The organism is Pseudalkalibacillus sp. NRS-1564 (genome assembly GCF_050467905.1).
In the GTDB taxonomy this organism is placed as follows: domain Bacteria; phylum Bacillota; class Bacilli; order Bacillales; family Guptibacillaceae; genus Guptibacillus; species Guptibacillus hwajinpoensis_B.
The window spans coordinates 41,429-57,863 of the sequence record NZ_JBITPM010000014.1 but is presented as its reverse complement, the minus strand read 5'-3'; the positions used below and the strand labels follow the sequence as shown (position 1 = coordinate 57,863).

The window sequence follows — 16,435 nt, the reverse complement described above, 5'->3', positions numbered from 1 at the left end:
TCTTTCGTTTTTTTTATTTAGTGTTCTGTTATACGCTGTTTCCTCCGCTCCCGCTCTTCTTCCATTCTCTCCACATATACTCGTCCTTCTTCTTCAATATGGATCTGATCGATTTTTTTCTCTTCAGCCGTCAATTGCATCGTTTTATAGCCGCTGTAAACAATCCCCGCTAGTACAAAGTAGAGCCACCAGGGAAATGAAGAGAATACTCCCGATAACGTTGAAGACACTTCTGTAAGCTGAAATAGACTAAGAATCAATAGAAATCCAAGAAGTATAAGAACACTCTTTCTCACCTAAAGCACTTCCTTTCCTTCTTTCGTACAAGCTCCATTAATTACTACAATTTATGAGCAAAGATCGTGATTTATTCCTCCTAGAAGAATTATGATTGCCCGTACGCTCCCTGTTTACTTCGCATATCAAACATTACATAATAGATAACTCCCGCAATGATCGCAAGGAAACTAATGAGATAGAAAGTCCATTGAAACCCTAGGAGAGCTGTGAGCGGGATGGCAGCTGGTGCAAGAGTTCTTCCAATTGTAAAGCGAAGACTTGCAGCCGCAAAATACTGCCCGCGCATATTTTCCGGTGCCAAGCGTGATACAAAACCCTCTTGAATACCCACAACCATCAGTTCTCCCATCGTAAATACAAGCATCGCAATGGCAAGTAGCCAAACGGACGTTACATGACCAAATAAAATCATGCTGACAGCATAAATCATGCAGGAGAAAATAAAGACGTTACGTTCTTTGAATTTACTCATTTTAGTCGTCATAAACACTGTTAATAGAGCAACTAATAACCCATTTTCTGAAATAAGCCAACTAAAAATGCGATTTCCGTCTGCAGTAATGACTGTATTAAAGAAGGTTAACACTGGTTGGTCAGGTACTTTTTCACTCAAATAAACGGCAATTAATAAGTCCATCTGCATAAACGTTTGTGCTACTAGTATTCCAGCAAGTATAAATAAAAGAAAGACCTTATCTTTAACAATGATTCGATAATCTTGAAGCTGATCCCAAATAAACCTTGTCCATTTTACAGATGAATCTGAAACGAGACTGTTTTCTCTTTTCTCTGGTGCTGTTTCACGAACGTAGATTGCAATCAATGCCGCGACGGCGAAACTGACAATAGAAGCGATAAGAAGTAAAGGGAATCGATGTTGAAAGAAAAAAAGACCGCCTAATATTGGCCCTACAACAACAGAAATATTTAAAGCTGTATAGAAAACGGCAAAAACCGTATTACGATCTTTTTCCGCCACAACATCTGCCACCATTGCGTGACTAGCTGGCCAATACAATGACCCAAATACCCCAAGAATGGAGAAGCTAATGAACGTTAGCATTGGTGAAACAAGCCATGGGGAGTTTGCGAAAGCAAATACGACAAAGGTGAGTCCTTGACCCACTGCAGAGATAAACATCATTTTCTTTCGTCCATACTGATCTGCACAATATCCTCCTACTAAGTTAGCTACAACAGCAACAACCTGTGATAAAACAAGTAAGAGTCCGGCCATTCCTTTGCCAAAGGACTCCGAAAAGTAAATAGCCATAAACGGGAAGAACATCCAAAAAAGAATGTTCATCATCCCTTCACCCAAAAGCCGTATCTTTAAATTCCGATCCCAATCTTTTATTCTCATGTACTTCCTCCACTATGCATGTATCCTAAGGCTAAGTTAGTAAATTGAATGGATACTTGGCTTGTTTATACGCTTACAATTAACGTAACATGACCATAAAAAAAGAGAAACGGCTCATAGAGCACATTTCTCTTGGATTTGCCTGTTTTATTTTTTCGAGCTATCAATAGTACTCATTTTAGGCTTGTAGAATGAACGATTATCAAGTGCAAACACTCGATCAGTAAATTCGCCAGGTTCTACTTTATCAAGAGCTCTATCGAGCATATTCATTTTCGCATCAATGTTATCAATCATATGCAGCATTTCTGCTTCACGAATCATAGGAGGTTTAGGACTCCCCCAATCCGCTTTTCCATGATGACTTAAGATAAGATGTTGAAGAAGCATCACTTCTTCACCGTCAATTTCTAATTCTTTTGCAGCCTGACCGATTTCATTAACCATGATGGAAATATGGCCAAGTAATTTCCCTTCATTCGTATAGCTTGCTGCAATGGATCCGGACAGTTCAACTACTTTTCCAAGATCATGGAGGATTATCCCACCATATAGCAGATCCGTATCTAGAGAAGGATAAAGATTCGCTAACGACTTGGCAATATCAAGCATCGAAACAACATGATAGGATAAGCCTGACACAAATTCATGGTGATTTTTCGTTGCTGCAGGAAAAGTCAGAAAGTCATTTTGGTGTTTTTTCACAAGGTGACGTGTAATCCGTTGTATGTTTGGATTACGCATTTCAAATACATATTGCGTCACTTTCTCCATGATTTCGTTCATCTCAAGAGGTGCCGTTTCAACGAAATCACCCACCTTGACTTGATCCATGTCTGTTGCGAGACGTATCGCTTTAATTCTAAGCTGATTGCGTCCACGGTAGCTTGTCACGTCTCCTTTTACCTTGATGATCTGCTGAGCATCAAAGCTTTCTTCATCGTCTGGAGAAGCATCCCAGAGCTTTGCTTCAATATCTCCAGATTTATCTTGAAGAATTAAAGTAAGGAAAGGTTTTCCGTTACTTGCTACACCTTTTACTGATGATTTAATTAATAAGTAGTGATCAACTTGATCTCCTACGCGATAATGTCCGATTCCTTTGAATTCCTTCATCTTTCCACCTCCGGGGCAAAATGTATTTACCTAGTATAGCATAGCCCTAATACATCATTAGGACCTTTCGCTTCGTTTTTTTGGCAATATAATTGAGAAAACAACACCATGGTCCAAGTTCGCCACTTCAGCTTTACCTGAGTGACGTTCAGCAATTTTCTTTACAATAGCTAGACCAATCCCAAATTGACCTTTATCCCCTTTTTGGAAAGGTTCAAACAACTGCTCTTTTTCTACCTTTTGAAACGAAATTTCTTCTCCATCATTAAACACTTCTAGTATGATGGTTTCATCCCTCTGGATTGCATTTAAGTGAATTTCGCTTTTCGCATACCGCAATGCATTTTGAACAAGATTGTCCATAGCAGTTAACATCTGTTCGTGAACAGCCATCAACTCAACATTTTCACCAGATATTGTAAACGTCACATCTTCACGCTGGTACATGAATCGTTCACGAATCTCTTCAGCAAGAACCCCAAATCGAAATGGTTCCCAGTTTCCCTCAGGTTCATCAATGGAATCTAGTTTAATATAAGTAAGCATCCCTTTTACCCTTTGATCCATCCGATCAGACTCATTTAGGATAATTGTCATTGTATTATCAAGAGAATCTGGCATTACGCCATCTTTAATGGATTGTGCATAACTTTTAATGATCATAATTGGTGTTTTCAATTCATGAGAGGCATGCTGTATAAACGTTTTCTGAGCCTTATCATACCTCATTAAGTTCTGTCTCATTGATTCAAATTGATTGGAAAGCTTCTGGAACTCTTCATCACCTTCCCACTTGAAAGGTTCTTTCCAATTGCGGTTAGCAATTTGATCGAAGCGTTCTCCGAGAACGGTTAGTGGTCTCCGTAAATACCTTGCAATCCACGCTGCAGGCAATAGACTAAGCAATAATGCAAAAAGCAAAATAATGATAAGTCTAAACCAGAGGCGATCAATCATTTGATTACGATACGTGTCCCACATATAAGAGATAAAGTACGCTTCTTGTCCGTTAACATCTACTTTAGATATCACATAAAACAAGGATGCCTGATTATTATACGTTAACTCATAGCGCCCCTTCTCTTCTTTCTGATCAAGTGCGTTTTTACGCATTTCGATAATTACTTCATCAGGTATGGGGTCTCCCTGCAATGGTCCACTATAAAGTCTTGTAATCAACGTATGGCCAACCGAACGCTCCGCGTCTCTTCGTTCAATAAAATCTTGATCCGTTTGAGGAGGAAGTGGCCCGTCTTGATCCGGAAACGTATATCGCTGCTGCTCACTTTCAATAATCTGATATGTCTCTTCAGTTAGCGTGCCTTTAATGGAGAGAGGGTAGATCACCGCAATCACTACCCCAACAAGCAGAACAAGAATCATAAATGAGAGCCAGATTCGTTTCGTTAAATTTAAGCGAATCATGTAATCAACCGATAACCAAGGCCGTATGACGTTTCAAGGTTCATGCGTGGCATTTTCTTTCTTACTCGTCTAATCACATCGTCAACAGCACGATCTGATCCCACATAATCATCCCCCCATACCTGAACGAGAATTTGTTCACGGGATAAGGTTTGATTCACATGCTCGACTAGGAAAAGAATTAAATCCATTTCCTTCGTCGTTAATTCAACTGGCTCTCCTCGATCAAGTACTTTTCTCGATACCGGATCTATTTCATACTCCACAATCTCAAACCTTTTCTGGGAAGATTGTTGGTACACTCTCTTTAATAATTTTTTGGCGCGAATAATAAGTTCTCTCGGCATAAATGGTTTAGCAATATAGTCATCGCTTCCTAATTCCAATCCTACAATACGATCTAGATCCTCATCTCTCGCAGAAATGAAAATAACCGGTACGTCGTCTTCAGCTTTTATTTTCTTTAATAACTCATACCCATCTATCCCAGGTAGCATGATATCTAGAATCCACAGGTGGCAAGATTCGTGAATACTCTCAAGTGCTTCCTCACCACTCATAAACGCTTTAACTTGAAACCCTTCTTTTTCCATATACGTTTTTAAGATTTGTACTAGATTTTCTTCATCTTCAACTAAATGTATTTTATAAACTTCTTCCATAAGATCACCTCATTAGATTGTCCCTTTTTTTGTGGAAGCTGGCGACGGATCAAGTATGTGAATCCTGTCATCTATCCCAACTGTTGTAGATGAATGACACGTTAATAAAATAACCTGATTGTCTTTTGAAAATCTTTTAATAAATGCTTTCGCAACATCAGTTCTTTTTTCATCAAAGTTCACAAAGATGTCATCGAGAAAAATAGGCATCTGAACTGTCGAAATAGACGCAAGCGAAAGTCTTATACAAAGGTATAACTGCTCTGCCGTGCCTCTACTTAACTCAGACGGCTTGTATGCTCGGCCGTCCACGTTCAGCACTCGAAATTTATTACCTTCTACAGGAGGATAAATAGCTGTATACCGACCTTCTGTGATTATGTTGAAATAGCTCTCTGCTTTCTTTATGACCGCGGGGAGACGTTCTTCCTGATACCTTGCCTTCGCCCTCGTTAGAAAATCAGATGCTACCTTCAGTACAGACCATTTCCACGCAAGAGAATTAATCTCATCTTCCTTCTGCTGACGCTGTAAGAGAAGTTCTTCGTAAGTTCCATCTTCTGTTAAGAGACGAATTTGTTCGTTTTCACTTGCAATCTGTTGATAAAGACCTTGCTGCTTTTTCATAATAGAAGTCTCTTCGTGCTCCAGCTGTTCACGATGATAATCGATTTCTTCCACCGTAGTATGCTCCACGAACGATTCATCACTTAATTGGGAAGTAATCATTGCGAGCTGTCGTTTAAGCTCTTGTGCTTCTTTATGAGCCTTTCCCTTCACACGAAACGCTTCCTCATTATCTTCACCTGCTAAGCGCATCAGCTTGTTCATTTCATCATTACAGCTTTGCCACTTTTCGGTTCCCCCACCAAGCTGCTCTTCAAGTTCTTGAAGCTTGTTTGTTGCGAGGTCTATGTCTCTCATTAATTCTCTTTGTTCCTCTGCCTTCTGCAGCAATAGCTGTATCGCTTTATCAGGCTCCTGGTAGGAAACATTTGCACGCTCGCATAGTTTCTTTATTCTATCTTCAACTACCGTTAAACTGTAGTCAAGATCTTCTATTTGCTGCTGCTTTTGATTTCGTTCCGTCTGAACCTTCTTACTTGACCCAATCCTATCAAAAGCATCAAGCAATGAATCGGTAGGAATGTACTCAGGAAAAGCATGAATCGTTCTCCACTCTTTCAACTTATCATCAAGTTGATACCTTTCTGCTTCCCACAAGTCTACTTTTTCAGCTGCTTTCAAATAGGTTCGATTAAGGCGATCGACCTGGTCTTTTAATGACTCAGCTTGTCTCCTCAACTCTCTATCGCGAATAAGCACCTCATCTTCACTCTTCGTCTCAGTACTTTTAGAGGTCATTCTCATTAAAATGGCACCACCTACCACTATAGCCGCTGCTACAAAACCAAGCAGCCAACTTTCATAAATGCCAAGAATAATAAAGACTAATAACGCGACAGCTATCACCCCAAACGACCACTTCTGATTAGTAGAAGACGATTGTTCTTTTTCTAACCTTTCCCGATCTTTCGGTGAAAGAAGGCGTGTTTTCAGACGATCATACTCATTCTCCTCTTTCTCCAGTTCATCTCGTGCAGAAAGAAAAGCTTCCTGAATATACTGGTATTTCTGATCAGAAAGCTGATAGGACGCCACCAATTGTTTGAGACTCTCACGTCCAGTAAAGGTCGGATGGATGGACTTAAGAGCTTCTTCAGTCTGACCAAATTCCATTAGCTCTGATTCTAAAGTTGTATTAAGTGAGCGTATCTCACTCTGCAGTCTTCTTCTTTCTTCTGCTCTCCCACGATAAAGAATCATTTCTTCATTCCAATAAGATACCTCTTGTAAGAACGCACTCGAATTAGGAAGCAACTGAGCGTGATGAATATCATTTTCTAGTCGTTCTTTTCGTTTCTTTAACCCTTCTAATTCCCCAGAAAGAAGAACAGCTTGTTCTTTCCATTTATCCATTCTTATAAGTCCTTCTTCAGGAAAAGGATGAAACTCAGGAAGATTCTCGATCTCTTCTTCAAGTCTTTTTTTCTCATTCAATAAAGGAATGATATGCTTCTCACGCTCAAGCTTTCGCTGCTCATTTTGGATAAATTGCAACCGCTCAGCATTTTCTTGAACTTTTATTTCTAACTCCTTTGTCTTTTTGATAAGTTCATTGTAGTTCTCATTTTTCTTTTCCCATTCGTTTGTTTTCTTCTTTAAAGATTCGTAGGATTCCACATCTTGATTGAGTTGAGGTTTTCTTCCTCCAGGCTTAAAAATTTCACCCTGCCACTTGTCAAAATTCTTTTCAATTTCAAGTAATGAAGCTCCACCGCTCATTCCTGCTTCATAAAGGACTTGATTCCACGCTTCTTCATCATAATGATGATCATTATTTAAAGTAGTAAGGTTACAAAAGTAAATTTGTCTAAAACTAGCTCGATTCATTCCTTTTAAGAGCTTTTTTAAATCATCACTATTTCCTGAAGTACCATCTCGAAAATAGATATAAAGATTTTCAGAATTCCTATCCCTCGTCCGTTCAATTCTAAATGCTTCACCACTTTCTTCTACAAAGAGACTACCTCCAAAACGCGAGAGATGATTCATTTCATAATAGTTCTCCTGCCTGCTAGGAAAACCGAATAAAACATATTCAACAAAAGAGATAAGTGTAGATTTCCCTGCCTCATTCTCTCCAAAGATAAGCTGAAGTTCAGTTGAAACGTCTTCGATTTCGTAATTCTCAAATTTACCAAACCCGTAAATTGTTAGACCGAGTAACCTCATTAACTCTCACCACCTTTTGACTCAATGAGATATGTAAGCAATAGCTCTTCAGCTTCTTTTATTAATTGTTGCTCGTCTTCAATGGGGTGTAGAGCTTTTCTAGCTCGTCTATGTTCAAATAGCGGAGCTAACGCTTCTTTCATTTGGGAATGCTCGTACTGATCAGAGGTAAATAAAATATCCTGTAAAAATCCATTCTGCTGTTTTAAATTCTCGCGATCCCAGAGTGGCATTGATTTTAGTGTGAATTTATATGGCCAAACAAATCCTTCGTCTTCCATTTCTCTATTAAGTTGTAGCGTCTGCAATATATCTTCTAAATGATCCCCATGTATTAACTCTGAATGTATCGGACTATTGCCAACTAATTCAAAATTAATGAAATGTCCTCTAGTAGAGAAAGTTTCCTGGTTCAAAATTTCTTCACAGTTATTTAATAGATCTTGGATCGTATCACACTGTCCAATATCAATAATAGACTTGTGCCAGGTTACATCAGCGGTTTGATGAAAAACAAGCGATGGCTCAGAATCGCTTAACTTTACAACATAACACCCTTTTTCACCACGTTCTTTCGAATGTGCTCCTTGTATATTACCGGGATAAACAATAAAGGGCTCTTCTGATAGTATTGCTCTCTGATGAATATGCCCAAGAGCCCAGTAATCAAATTTCTTATTCATTAGTTCAGTTATTGTGAATGGAGCATAGGAAGAATGTTCTGTTTGTCCTTCTAAATTCCCATGAAGCATTCCGATCTGGAAACTCTCTTCATCTACCCTTTCATATGCACTTACCATTTTCTCATTCACATGACGCGTCGGATAGCTAAAGCCATGAATATATGCGATTGGTGTCTGATCTCTGTTATACGAAACCGATTCTACTTCCGCTCCAAAAAAATAACTTGTATCTGGCCACGTTAAATCAACCCATTCTCCATCTAGCGCATCGTGATTTCCATGAGAAAGATAGCTATAAATGCCTGCCTCATCCAATCTTTTCAATTGTTGTAATAAAATCATCTGTGCTTTCAAGCTACGATAGCTACTATCAAATAAATCTCCTGCAAACAGCACAAAATCTACCCGTTGATTAATAGCAATATCAACGATTGTTCGTAATGAACGATAGGCACTTTCTCGAACAAACTCATGGATGGATTTAGGTAACTGATTTGTACCGGAAAATGGTCTGTCTAAATGAAGATCCGCGCAGTGCAGAAAGGTTACTTCTTTCATCACTCATCTCCCTTTCTAATGCTCTCTATCTCTCATTTTACCATAATCAAACGAGCGCACGTTCGCACGATTCCGCTTTTTCTCATTCAATGATTTTATACTCATCATGCGACAAGAAAAAAAAGAAAAGTCCCGGGAACTAAAGTTCCGGAACTTTCTAGATTGTTAGTTGAAAGCTATTACTCACGTCGTGATAGCTTTAACGCTTTGCCTATATCTTTTAAAGAAGATGATTTCCCATACATGAGAACACCACCTCTGTAAACTTTCGCCCCGATGATTGCAAAAAAAACAATCGATCCAATTAGGAGTGCAAGACTAATGGCTACTTCCCAGAATGGAATGGAGAGCATACCTACCCGTAAGAACATCACTACTGGTGTAAAGAAGGGAATGAAGGACGAAATGGTGACAAATGTAGAAGACGGCGTACTTAGTCCAAACATCGCAATAAAGAAAGCGATGATAATGAGAAACTGGACTGGCATAATCATTTGCTGAACTTCTTCTGCTCTACTAACGAGTGAGCCTACCATTGCAAGAATCGTCGCATACAGTAAATAGCCAAGAATAAAGAATACGATCGCATAAATGATGAGTGAAGCTGAAAGGTTACTAAAATTAAGAAAGGATAGGAAACCTGCTTCTGCGAGCTCATCTTCCTGCATTTGCATAAAGAGGTACCCACTTGCAATAATGATCGCATATTGTGTTAAACCGAGTAAGGCAATTCCAAGTATTTTCCCAAACATTTGCTTGACTGGCGAAACGCTTGAAATTAAGATTTCCATTACTCTCGATGATTTCTCTGTCGCCACTTCCACAGCAACCATATTTCCATAGAAAATCACTGAAAAATAGATGACGAATAGAAGTACATAAACGAACACTCTTGCTTGATTTAATTCATCTTCTGTCTTTGCTCCTTTTTCGAGTGCAACTTTTTGAAACTGGACAGGTTGGTCGATTTCACTAAGCTGCTCCTGAGTAACCCCTGCTTTCTCAGCAGCAATTGTACTCTTCAATTGCTGAAGTACTGATTCAAGAACTTGTGGAGTGACTTGTTCTGCTACTGTCTCCGCTTTATAAAGGGCCGTCGGTTCGGAATTTTCGTTTTCTTTAAGAATCAAATAGCTATCGAGATCACCCTCTTCAATAGCCTGTTCGGCTTTTTCTTCAGAGCCATCGAATTTTTCTAATACAATATCAGATTCCATCATCTTCATTTGGTTTTCAAGTTGTGTATAATACGAAGCTGTATCGATGACTCCCACTCGATCCGCTTCACTCGAATCGAAATTATCTATAATGGTCGAAAGATTTGTAATGAGAAAGATCATAAGTAGCGTAATAACCGTTGTAATAATAAATGCCTTGGACTTCAGTCGATTTAAATATGTTTGGGAGAGGACAATAAGAAATTTATTCATATGCCGCACCCACTTTCTCAATAAAGATATCGTTTAATGACGGCTCCTCTAGTTCAAACTTTCTAACAAACCCTTTGTTCATCAACTCGTGTAAAACCTTCTGAGAAACTTGCTCATTTGCTATTTGAACAGTGCTATAATTCATTCCTTGCTTTATGTGATGAACCCCTTCAATATTTTCTAGAAATGTTAGATTAAAATCAACGTCAATGATAATGTTTTTCTTACCATAAGAACGCTTGATTTCTTTTAAGTTCCCAGAAACAACTGCTTTTCCTTTATGTAGTATACAAAGATGCTCACAAAGTTCTTCCACATGCTCCATTCGGTGACTAGAAAACAAGATCGTTGTTCCTGCATTCTTTAAATCAAGAACAGCTTCTTTCAACACTTCCACATTTACTGGATCCAGCCCGCTAAATGGCTCATCAAGAATGAGAAGCTCTGGCTTATGAATAACTGCTGCAATAAATTGTATTTTTTGCTGATTTCCTTTTGATAATTCTTCTACCTTTTTATCAAGATATTCTGGCACATTGAAACGATCAAGCCATATAACAATTTCTTTCTCAATATCAGCTTTCTTCATCCCACGTAACTTGCCAAGATAAATTAATTGATCTTTCACTTTCATCTTTGGATAAAGACCGCGTTCTTCAGGTAAATAGCCAATTAAATGGCTTGAATCATAAGATATTTCTTCTTTCTTCCAGCTAATCGTTCCATTTGTTTGATCAATGAGGCGTAATAGCATTCGAAATGTTGTTGTCTTACCCGCTCCGTTACCTCCAAGTAACCCAAAAATCTCATTCTCAGGAATTGATAAATTAAGTCCTTCTACTGCTGTAAAAGGTCCGAATCTTTTTGATACATTCTGAAATTCGAGCATAGCTTCCCCCTTTATATTGACATTCATTATATGAAAAATAGCTTCCCAACTAGTATAACGTTTCGTTTTCTCAAAAGATTCGTTTTTTCCAAAAATAAGTGACAAGAAATTATTACATCGGTAAACTAAAAGGAGGAGGCGATAATATGGAAAAGTACATTATCACGGCATTCGAAAAAAGCGGAGAGACTGTTCTAGATGAAAGCTTTGATGCACAGGATGACAAAGAAGCGAAAAAAGTTGGCGAAGAACTCTTAAAGCAAAGAGGTTTTGAAAACCATACGGCACGAGTTGTATCCTCTGCTGGTAAATTAATCGTATTAAAAAGATAGCGCTATCATATTTTGATTTTCTGATGATTAGCTGATCGAATCGAAACTTTGGAAGTACTTCACCTAAGAATAGAACATTAAAAAGAACCGCCCGTCCGTAAAGGACGAGCGGTTTTCTTCTGTTATTTTAAGTTAATCCAAACGCTCTTCACTTCTGTGTAATTATTTAGTGCATAGGAGCCCATTTCTCTTCCCATACCAGATTGCTTATAGCCACCAAATGGAGAAGCCGCATCAAATGCATTATAGCAATTCACCCAAACAGTACCAGCTTTAATTTTGTTTGCAACATAGTGTGCGGACTTGAGGTTCTCTGTCCATAGTCCAGCAGCTAGTCCATAATTCGAAGCATTCGCTCGCTCGATTACTTCATCAAGGTCTTCAAACGGCATTGCGGCTACTACTGGTCCAAAGATTTCCTCTTTTGCAATGGTCATTTTATCATCCACATCAGAGAAAATCGTAGGTTGGACATAATATCCCTTATCGTAAGGAACCTGTCCTCCAGTAAGTAACTCAGCGCCTTCATCCTGCCCTTTTGAAATATAGCTCATTACGCGTTCATGCTGCTCAGCGGATACGAGTGGTCCCATTTGCGTTTCAGGATCCAATCCTGCTCCCTGCTTGATCTTTTGACTATGACTCACTAAATCAGCCATCACATTATCATAGGCTTTCTTTTGTACGAATAGTCTTGATCCAGCACAGCAAACCTGTCCTTGATTAAACATAATACCGCTTAACGCGCCTGGTATCGCTTTTGTCATATCAGCATCTGGTAAAATAATATTTGGTGATTTACCTCCCAGTTCAAGCGTCACTCGCTTCAAATCATTCGAAGCCTGGTTCATAATATACTTACCTACATCAGTTGATCCTGTAAATGCAATTTTATCTACATTTGGATGCTTAACTAGTGCATCACCTGCTGTTTCACCGTACCCTGGTACAACGTTCACAACGCCTTCAGGGAATCCAGCTTCCTCCATCAGCTGCGCTAGATATAGAGCTGAAAGTGGTGTTTGCTCCGCAGGTTTAAGAACAACGGTACACCCCGTCGCTAAAGCTGCTCCAAGCTTCCATGCCGCCATAAGTAGAGGGAAATTCCATGGAATGATTTGTCCAACAACCCCTAAGGCCTCATGACGTGTGTAATTAAAATATGGTCCATTAACGGGAATGGTTTGTCCCATAATTTTTGTTGACCAGCCAGCGTAGTATCTAAAGTGCTCAATCGCTAGTGGTACATCGGCATTCTGCGTTTCACGAATCGGCTTACCATTATCAAGCGTATCAAGCATGGCAAGTTCTTCTTTATTTTCTTCCATTAAATCAGCAAGCTTATAAATTAATCGGCTTCTAGCTGACGCAGACATGCGCGACCACGGACCACTGTCGAAAGCTTTACGAGCTGCCATAACGGCTTCATCAATATCTTCTTTCACGGCTTCACTAACTGTTGCAAGCACTTCACCAGTTGAGGGGTTTAGGGTATCAAATGTTCTTCCTGATAACGAATCCTTCCATTGACCATTAATATAAAGTTTTTTCGTTCCTTTCAGAAATTCAGTCACCTTTGGATTCAAGTCGAGTAATTTTTGCATACTATCCCTCCAGAATTCAAAATTATCAAACATTATACATATTAGCGGTTTTTTCGTGAAAGCCTTTTCATTTCGTTAAAATGATTCAAAAGTAACATAAGAAACGCCTTCATTCCCCATAAATCGCCAGGGTTCGATGAAGGCGTCTATATTCTCTTTAACCATTACCTTTTTAATTGAACTCGCATTTGTCTTCTAAAAACTTCTTTAACCATGTAGGATACGCCCTGTTGATCATTTGAGCGGGTTACCCAATCCGCAAGTCGTTTTAGCTCATAAGAAGCATTTCCCATCGCGACACCAAGGCCTGCTTGACGAATCATTTCAGCATCACAATCCGCATCGCCAATTACCACCATTTGATCGACAGATACTCCTAATTTCTCTCCTAAAATGCGCAATCCTTTTGCTTTTGAGACGCCTTTTGGAATGATCCCAAAATTACATTTTGTCGATCGAACAACCGAAATAGAAGGAATTCGCTCTTCTAACAGGAGACGAGCTTCCTCTCTTTCTTCTTCATTAAAGAAATGAGCGTCAATTTTCGGAGGGGATAAATCTTTCTTTTCGAGATACTCACTTAAGGTTTCAACAAAGTTCACGGGGTAGAATAATGGATCTCCTATTCCGAGCGTCATTTTAGCAGATAAGTAATGATTATGCTTTACGCGATTACCAACGGCTAATCGTTCATGAATAATGCGAATATGGCAGTCAAATCCTTCAAGGATCTTAACAATCTCACGAACATCTTTATTGGGAATTCTCTCTTCATAAACCGGTTCTTCAACCTCTTCAGCAATAAACGCGCCGCTATGAGTAACGAGCATCACATCATCTAACTTCACCGCCTTTGCAATTTTCTTAGCAGATGCAAAGTTGCGACTAGTCGTTAGCGTAACGTAAACTCCCTTTTCTCTCACATAGCTAATAGCGTCCTTTGTTTCCTTATCAATTTTATGATTGGATCTAAGCAAAGTCCCATCAATATCTAAGGCAAGAAGTTGATAGACCATTCGGATCCCTCCTGTGTAAAAAGTAGTCCTTATAACACTTATCTCTATGACTCGTAATTCTTGTCTTATCACTTAAATTTATGATAATGACATGTTTGGATGAATTTGGCGTTTAGAATACGGACACCGTGGGAAGTTTTAATATGAAACTAGTTTATTACAAATAGATTACAAATAACGAAAGGGGTTTTACTTATGACCAAAGGAAAAGAGAGAATCAGGTTTGACTGCACAGGAGAATTCAATGAACCACACATTTACAAATGCTCTGAATGTGATCATGAATTCCGAGGTACTATTGGAGGAAATGAGAAAAGAGAACTTCAATTAAATTGTCCTGAGTGCGCCATTGAAGAAACGATCATTTCGCAACCAACTCAATTTGAAGTTGTCGGCGTAATAGAAAACGCTTCATAGTCCTTATTTTTTTATATTTTAATACCACCTCTCTCATTTTGTGCTTATTCGATTGAAGCATTTGTTTCACTCGAATAAACCCAAAATCACACAGCAACAAAGGTTATACGCTAACTTACTTCTTATGAACAAGTAATCGGTACTATGAATACAAAAAACGGTTCACCCAATTGGGTGAACCGTTTTTTGTATTATTGCTGAACGTCTTCTTCAGGGCTACCGTAAAGGTCCTCTAGAGGCTTCGTTACGATTTTGTTGATGTCCTGAATAACCTGGCTCATGCGCTGTTCTTGTTGCATCAACTGAGAAATCACTTCATGCTGCTGAACAAGTTCAACTTGTTGTTGAGCCGTTTGAGCTTCTTCCTCTGTGATCTGTTGACCACTCATTTGCTTTTGTTGAAGCTCCATTTGCATGTTACGGAAGTTATCAAAAAGTTTCTTTGCTACTTCATCCTGGTTTACCTGATCATATAACTCTTTAAGCTTTGTGTAGTCCTCGTGCTCACGCATTGCGCTTTCTAATTCGTATGCTACGTCGTAAAGATTTTTCTCTGCCATTGTATATACCTCCTTAGTAAATGAGGATTATTTCGCTCTCATAACCCTGTACTTCACCACTATAACAAAGACTGACACGAAATTCATCCAATAAGGGTAATGATTACTCCTTGAATTAAACCAATCATTCCTCCGAGCACAGCTCCAAGGTACGTGATCATCTTAAATTCGCGACGTGAAATCGAAAGAACCATCTCTTCAAGACGTCCAACAGAGAACGTCTCCACCTGACTTTTCACTACGTCTGCCAGGTGTAGTTGTTCCATGAGTGGCTGTAGATTCTGACTGAGATACTGACCAGCAGCATCTACTAGTCGTGGAACTATGTCTTCAACAATGCGCTCCTTATATGGATCAACTGCTTCCGATAGACTAAGATTCAGAACGTGATTAATTGGGAGTTCATTCACAATGAGATCTGTAACCTCTTTGACAAGTTCTTCTGAATTAAATTTATCTTCAAACGCTGCAATTTTCGTTTCTTTAAGCGAATTCCACTCTTTCTCAAGCATCGTTATTATGACACTTTGAATATCGTCTTGCTTAAGAAGACGAAGTAACTCAGGCTGTACTTTATCTACCAGTCTTGTGTTTGTAAAAAACATGTTAATCATGCTTCCAAGCGTTCCTCGATCTGCAAGATAACGGTCTATCATAACAGAAAGCTTATGTTTGCCCTCAGCAGAAGCAATGTAATCACTAATTTTTGTTAAAACGAGATCAGCAATTGGTTCGATTGAGCTATCAATTCTCGTTTGCATTTTTTCCGGAAGAATCTCAGCTAGTTCTTTATTTTTCAAATCCAATAGTTTCTTTTCAATTTTCCCATTGATGTAGGAGCTTGCATTCGCTCTAATATCTTTGGCTGGATCCTCTAGATGAAGTCCTTTCTTTAAAAGTGTTTCAATTTTCTCATCAGACTCTAAAAGTTTAAGAACTTCTTTTTGCGCATATTCAATCATCGTACGCTTGAATACTGGATCGTTCATTTTTTGCTGTATTCCCTCAGCCGTTAGAAGATGTTCAACGACCATTTTACCTAGCTGGACTGCTAGCTCATCTCTACGTTTTGGAATTAATCCTGGGGTAAATGGAACTTTCCATTTCCCTATATAACGAGCTTCATATGGCCTAAATAGCATTTTAATAGCTAACGAATTTGTAAACCCACCTATAACTGCACCAATGGCAATCATAAATAGGATCGTTATGATAATGGACGACATCGTACCTCAACCTTTCTATTTCTCACGTTCACATAGTAAACTCCATCTTCATAGTATA

At 38.9% G+C, this 16,435-nt stretch carries 15 protein-coding genes; 2 read left to right on the top strand and 13 right to left on the bottom strand.

What is annotated here, in order from left to right; all coding sequences use genetic code 11:
• Positions 1-17: 17 nt before the first annotated feature.
• The 9 genes from ACIFPW_RS07500 to ACIFPW_RS07460 all read right to left on the bottom strand — a co-directional run bounded on the left by ACIFPW_RS07500 (position 18) and on the right by ACIFPW_RS07460 (position 11,222).
• Positions 18-296 (bottom strand): sporulation YhaL family protein, encoded by a 279-nt coding sequence (locus ACIFPW_RS07500; protein WP_283153030.1) that lies wholly within the window; start codon positions 294-296, stop codon positions 18-20.
• Positions 297-385: 89 nt separating this feature from the next.
• Positions 386-1,663 carry an MDR family MFS transporter gene (locus tag ACIFPW_RS07495; RefSeq protein ID WP_430243200.1) on the bottom strand — a complete coding sequence of 426 codons (1,278 nt, stop codon included), beginning with the start codon at positions 1,661-1,663 and terminating at the stop codon, positions 386-388.
• A 147-nt stretch (positions 1,664-1,810) separates the two neighbouring features.
• Positions 1,811-2,779, bottom strand: a complete 969-nt coding sequence (gene yhaM, locus ACIFPW_RS07490; protein ID WP_430243198.1) for a 3'-5' exoribonuclease YhaM — start codon at positions 2,777-2,779, stop codon at positions 1,811-1,813.
• A 57-nt stretch (positions 2,780-2,836) separates the two neighbouring features.
• Complete coding sequence (locus tag ACIFPW_RS07485; RefSeq protein WP_194220011.1) at positions 2,837-4,204, bottom strand: sensor histidine kinase; 1,368 nt, start codon at positions 4,202-4,204, stop codon at positions 2,837-2,839.
• Entirely contained in the window at positions 4,201-4,866 is a 666-nt protein-coding gene (locus ACIFPW_RS07480) for a response regulator transcription factor (RefSeq protein WP_430243196.1), read from the bottom strand. Before ACIFPW_RS07480 ends, ACIFPW_RS07485 begins: the two co-directional genes overlap by 4 nt.
• Positions 4,867-4,878: 12 nt before the next feature.
• The gene (locus ACIFPW_RS07475) at positions 4,879-7,662 is read right to left on the bottom strand and encodes an AAA family ATPase (protein ID WP_430243194.1); all 2,784 of its coding nucleotides are present in this window, start codon (positions 7,660-7,662) and stop codon (positions 4,879-4,881) included.
• Entirely contained in the window at positions 7,662-8,903 is a 1,242-nt protein-coding gene (locus ACIFPW_RS07470; protein WP_430243193.1) for a metallophosphoesterase family protein, read from the bottom strand. The genes ACIFPW_RS07475 and ACIFPW_RS07470 overlap by 1 nt, the downstream gene beginning before the upstream one ends.
• 179 nt (positions 8,904-9,082) lie before the next feature.
• On the bottom strand, positions 9,083-10,333 hold the full coding sequence (locus ACIFPW_RS07465) for an ABC transporter permease (protein ID WP_430243191.1): 1,251 nt from the start codon (positions 10,331-10,333) through the stop codon (positions 9,083-9,085).
• Positions 10,326-11,222 carry an ABC transporter ATP-binding protein gene (locus tag ACIFPW_RS07460; protein WP_430243189.1) on the bottom strand — a complete coding sequence of 299 codons (897 nt, stop codon included), beginning with the start codon at positions 11,220-11,222 and terminating at the stop codon, positions 10,326-10,328. Before ACIFPW_RS07460 ends, ACIFPW_RS07465 begins: the two co-directional genes overlap by 8 nt.
• A 146-nt stretch (positions 11,223-11,368) precedes the next feature.
• On the opposite strand from ACIFPW_RS07460, the gene ACIFPW_RS07455 reads away from it, so the two are divergent.
• Positions 11,369-11,554, top strand: coding sequence for a YhzD family protein (locus ACIFPW_RS07455; protein ID WP_430243188.1), 186 nt, complete (start codon positions 11,369-11,371; stop codon positions 11,552-11,554).
• 122 nt (positions 11,555-11,676) lie between these two features.
• Here ACIFPW_RS07455 and ACIFPW_RS07450 read toward each other — a convergent pair whose 3' ends face one another.
• Together ACIFPW_RS07450 and ACIFPW_RS07445 are read right to left on the bottom strand one after the other, a co-directional pair.
• On the bottom strand, positions 11,677-13,158 hold the full coding sequence (locus ACIFPW_RS07450) for an aldehyde dehydrogenase family protein (RefSeq protein ID WP_194220018.1): 1,482 nt from the start codon (positions 13,156-13,158) through the stop codon (positions 11,677-11,679).
• 164 nt (positions 13,159-13,322) lie between these two features.
• Positions 13,323-14,174 (bottom strand): Cof-type HAD-IIB family hydrolase, encoded by an 852-nt coding sequence (locus ACIFPW_RS07445; RefSeq protein ID WP_430243185.1) that lies wholly within the window; start codon positions 14,172-14,174, stop codon positions 13,323-13,325.
• 195 nt (positions 14,175-14,369) lie between these two features.
• Here ACIFPW_RS07445 and ACIFPW_RS07440 point away from each other — a divergent pair, with 195 nt between their 5' ends.
• Entirely contained in the window at positions 14,370-14,591 is a 222-nt protein-coding gene (locus ACIFPW_RS07440) for a hypothetical protein (RefSeq protein WP_194220020.1), read from the top strand.
• Between the two features lie 191 nt (positions 14,592-14,782).
• On the opposite strand, the gene ACIFPW_RS07435 is transcribed toward ACIFPW_RS07440, so the two are convergent.
• Entirely contained in the window at positions 14,783-15,151 is a 369-nt protein-coding gene (locus ACIFPW_RS07435) for a YlbF family regulator (RefSeq protein WP_194220021.1), read from the bottom strand.
• Positions 15,152-15,234: 83 nt separating this feature from the next.
• Positions 15,235-16,377: a DUF445 domain-containing protein gene (locus tag ACIFPW_RS07430; protein WP_430243183.1), complete on the bottom strand. Its 1,143-nt coding sequence runs from the start codon at positions 16,375-16,377 to the stop codon at positions 15,235-15,237.
• Positions 16,378-16,435 lie beyond the last annotated feature (58 nt).

Excerpts from the sequence above, each read along its gene's own strand:
- ACIFPW_RS07495 (WP_430243200.1), bottom strand. The coding sequence starts at position 1,663 with ATGAGAATAAAAGATTGGGATCGGAATTTAAAGATACGGCTTTTGGGT.
- yhaM (WP_430243198.1), bottom strand. The coding sequence starts at position 2,779 with ATGAAGGAATTCAAAGGAATCGGACATTATCGCGTAGGAGATCAAGTT.
- ACIFPW_RS07485 (WP_194220011.1), bottom strand. The coding sequence starts at position 4,204 with ATGATTCGCTTAAATTTAACGAAACGAATCTGGCTCTCATTTATGATT.
- ACIFPW_RS07480 (WP_430243196.1), bottom strand. The coding sequence starts at position 4,866 with ATGGAAGAAGTTTATAAAATACATTTAGTTGAAGATGAAGAAAATCTA.
- ACIFPW_RS07475 (WP_430243194.1), bottom strand. The coding sequence starts at position 7,662 with ATGAGGTTACTCGGTCTAACAATTTACGGGTTTGGTAAATTTGAGAAT.
- ACIFPW_RS07470 (WP_430243193.1), bottom strand. The coding sequence starts at position 8,903 with ATGAAAGAAGTAACCTTTCTGCACTGCGCGGATCTTCATTTAGACAGA.
- ACIFPW_RS07465 (WP_430243191.1), bottom strand. The coding sequence starts at position 10,333 with ATGAATAAATTTCTTATTGTCCTCTCCCAAACATATTTAAATCGACTG.
- ACIFPW_RS07460 (WP_430243189.1), bottom strand. The coding sequence starts at position 11,222 with ATGCTCGAATTTCAGAATGTATCAAAAAGATTCGGACCTTTTACAGCA.
- ACIFPW_RS07455 (WP_430243188.1), top strand. The coding sequence starts at position 11,369 with ATGGAAAAGTACATTATCACGGCATTCGAAAAAAGCGGAGAGACTGTT.
- ACIFPW_RS07450 (WP_194220018.1), bottom strand. The coding sequence starts at position 13,158 with ATGCAAAAATTACTCGACTTGAATCCAAAGGTGACTGAATTTCTGAAA.
- ACIFPW_RS07445 (WP_430243185.1), bottom strand. The coding sequence starts at position 14,174 with ATGGTCTATCAACTTCTTGCCTTAGATATTGATGGGACTTTGCTTAGA.
- ACIFPW_RS07440 (WP_194220020.1), top strand. The coding sequence starts at position 14,370 with ATGACCAAAGGAAAAGAGAGAATCAGGTTTGACTGCACAGGAGAATTC.
- ACIFPW_RS07435 (WP_194220021.1), bottom strand. The coding sequence starts at position 15,151 with ATGGCAGAGAAAAATCTTTACGACGTAGCATACGAATTAGAAAGCGCA.
- ACIFPW_RS07430 (WP_430243183.1), bottom strand. The coding sequence starts at position 16,377 with ATGTCGTCCATTATCATAACGATCCTATTTATGATTGCCATTGGTGCA.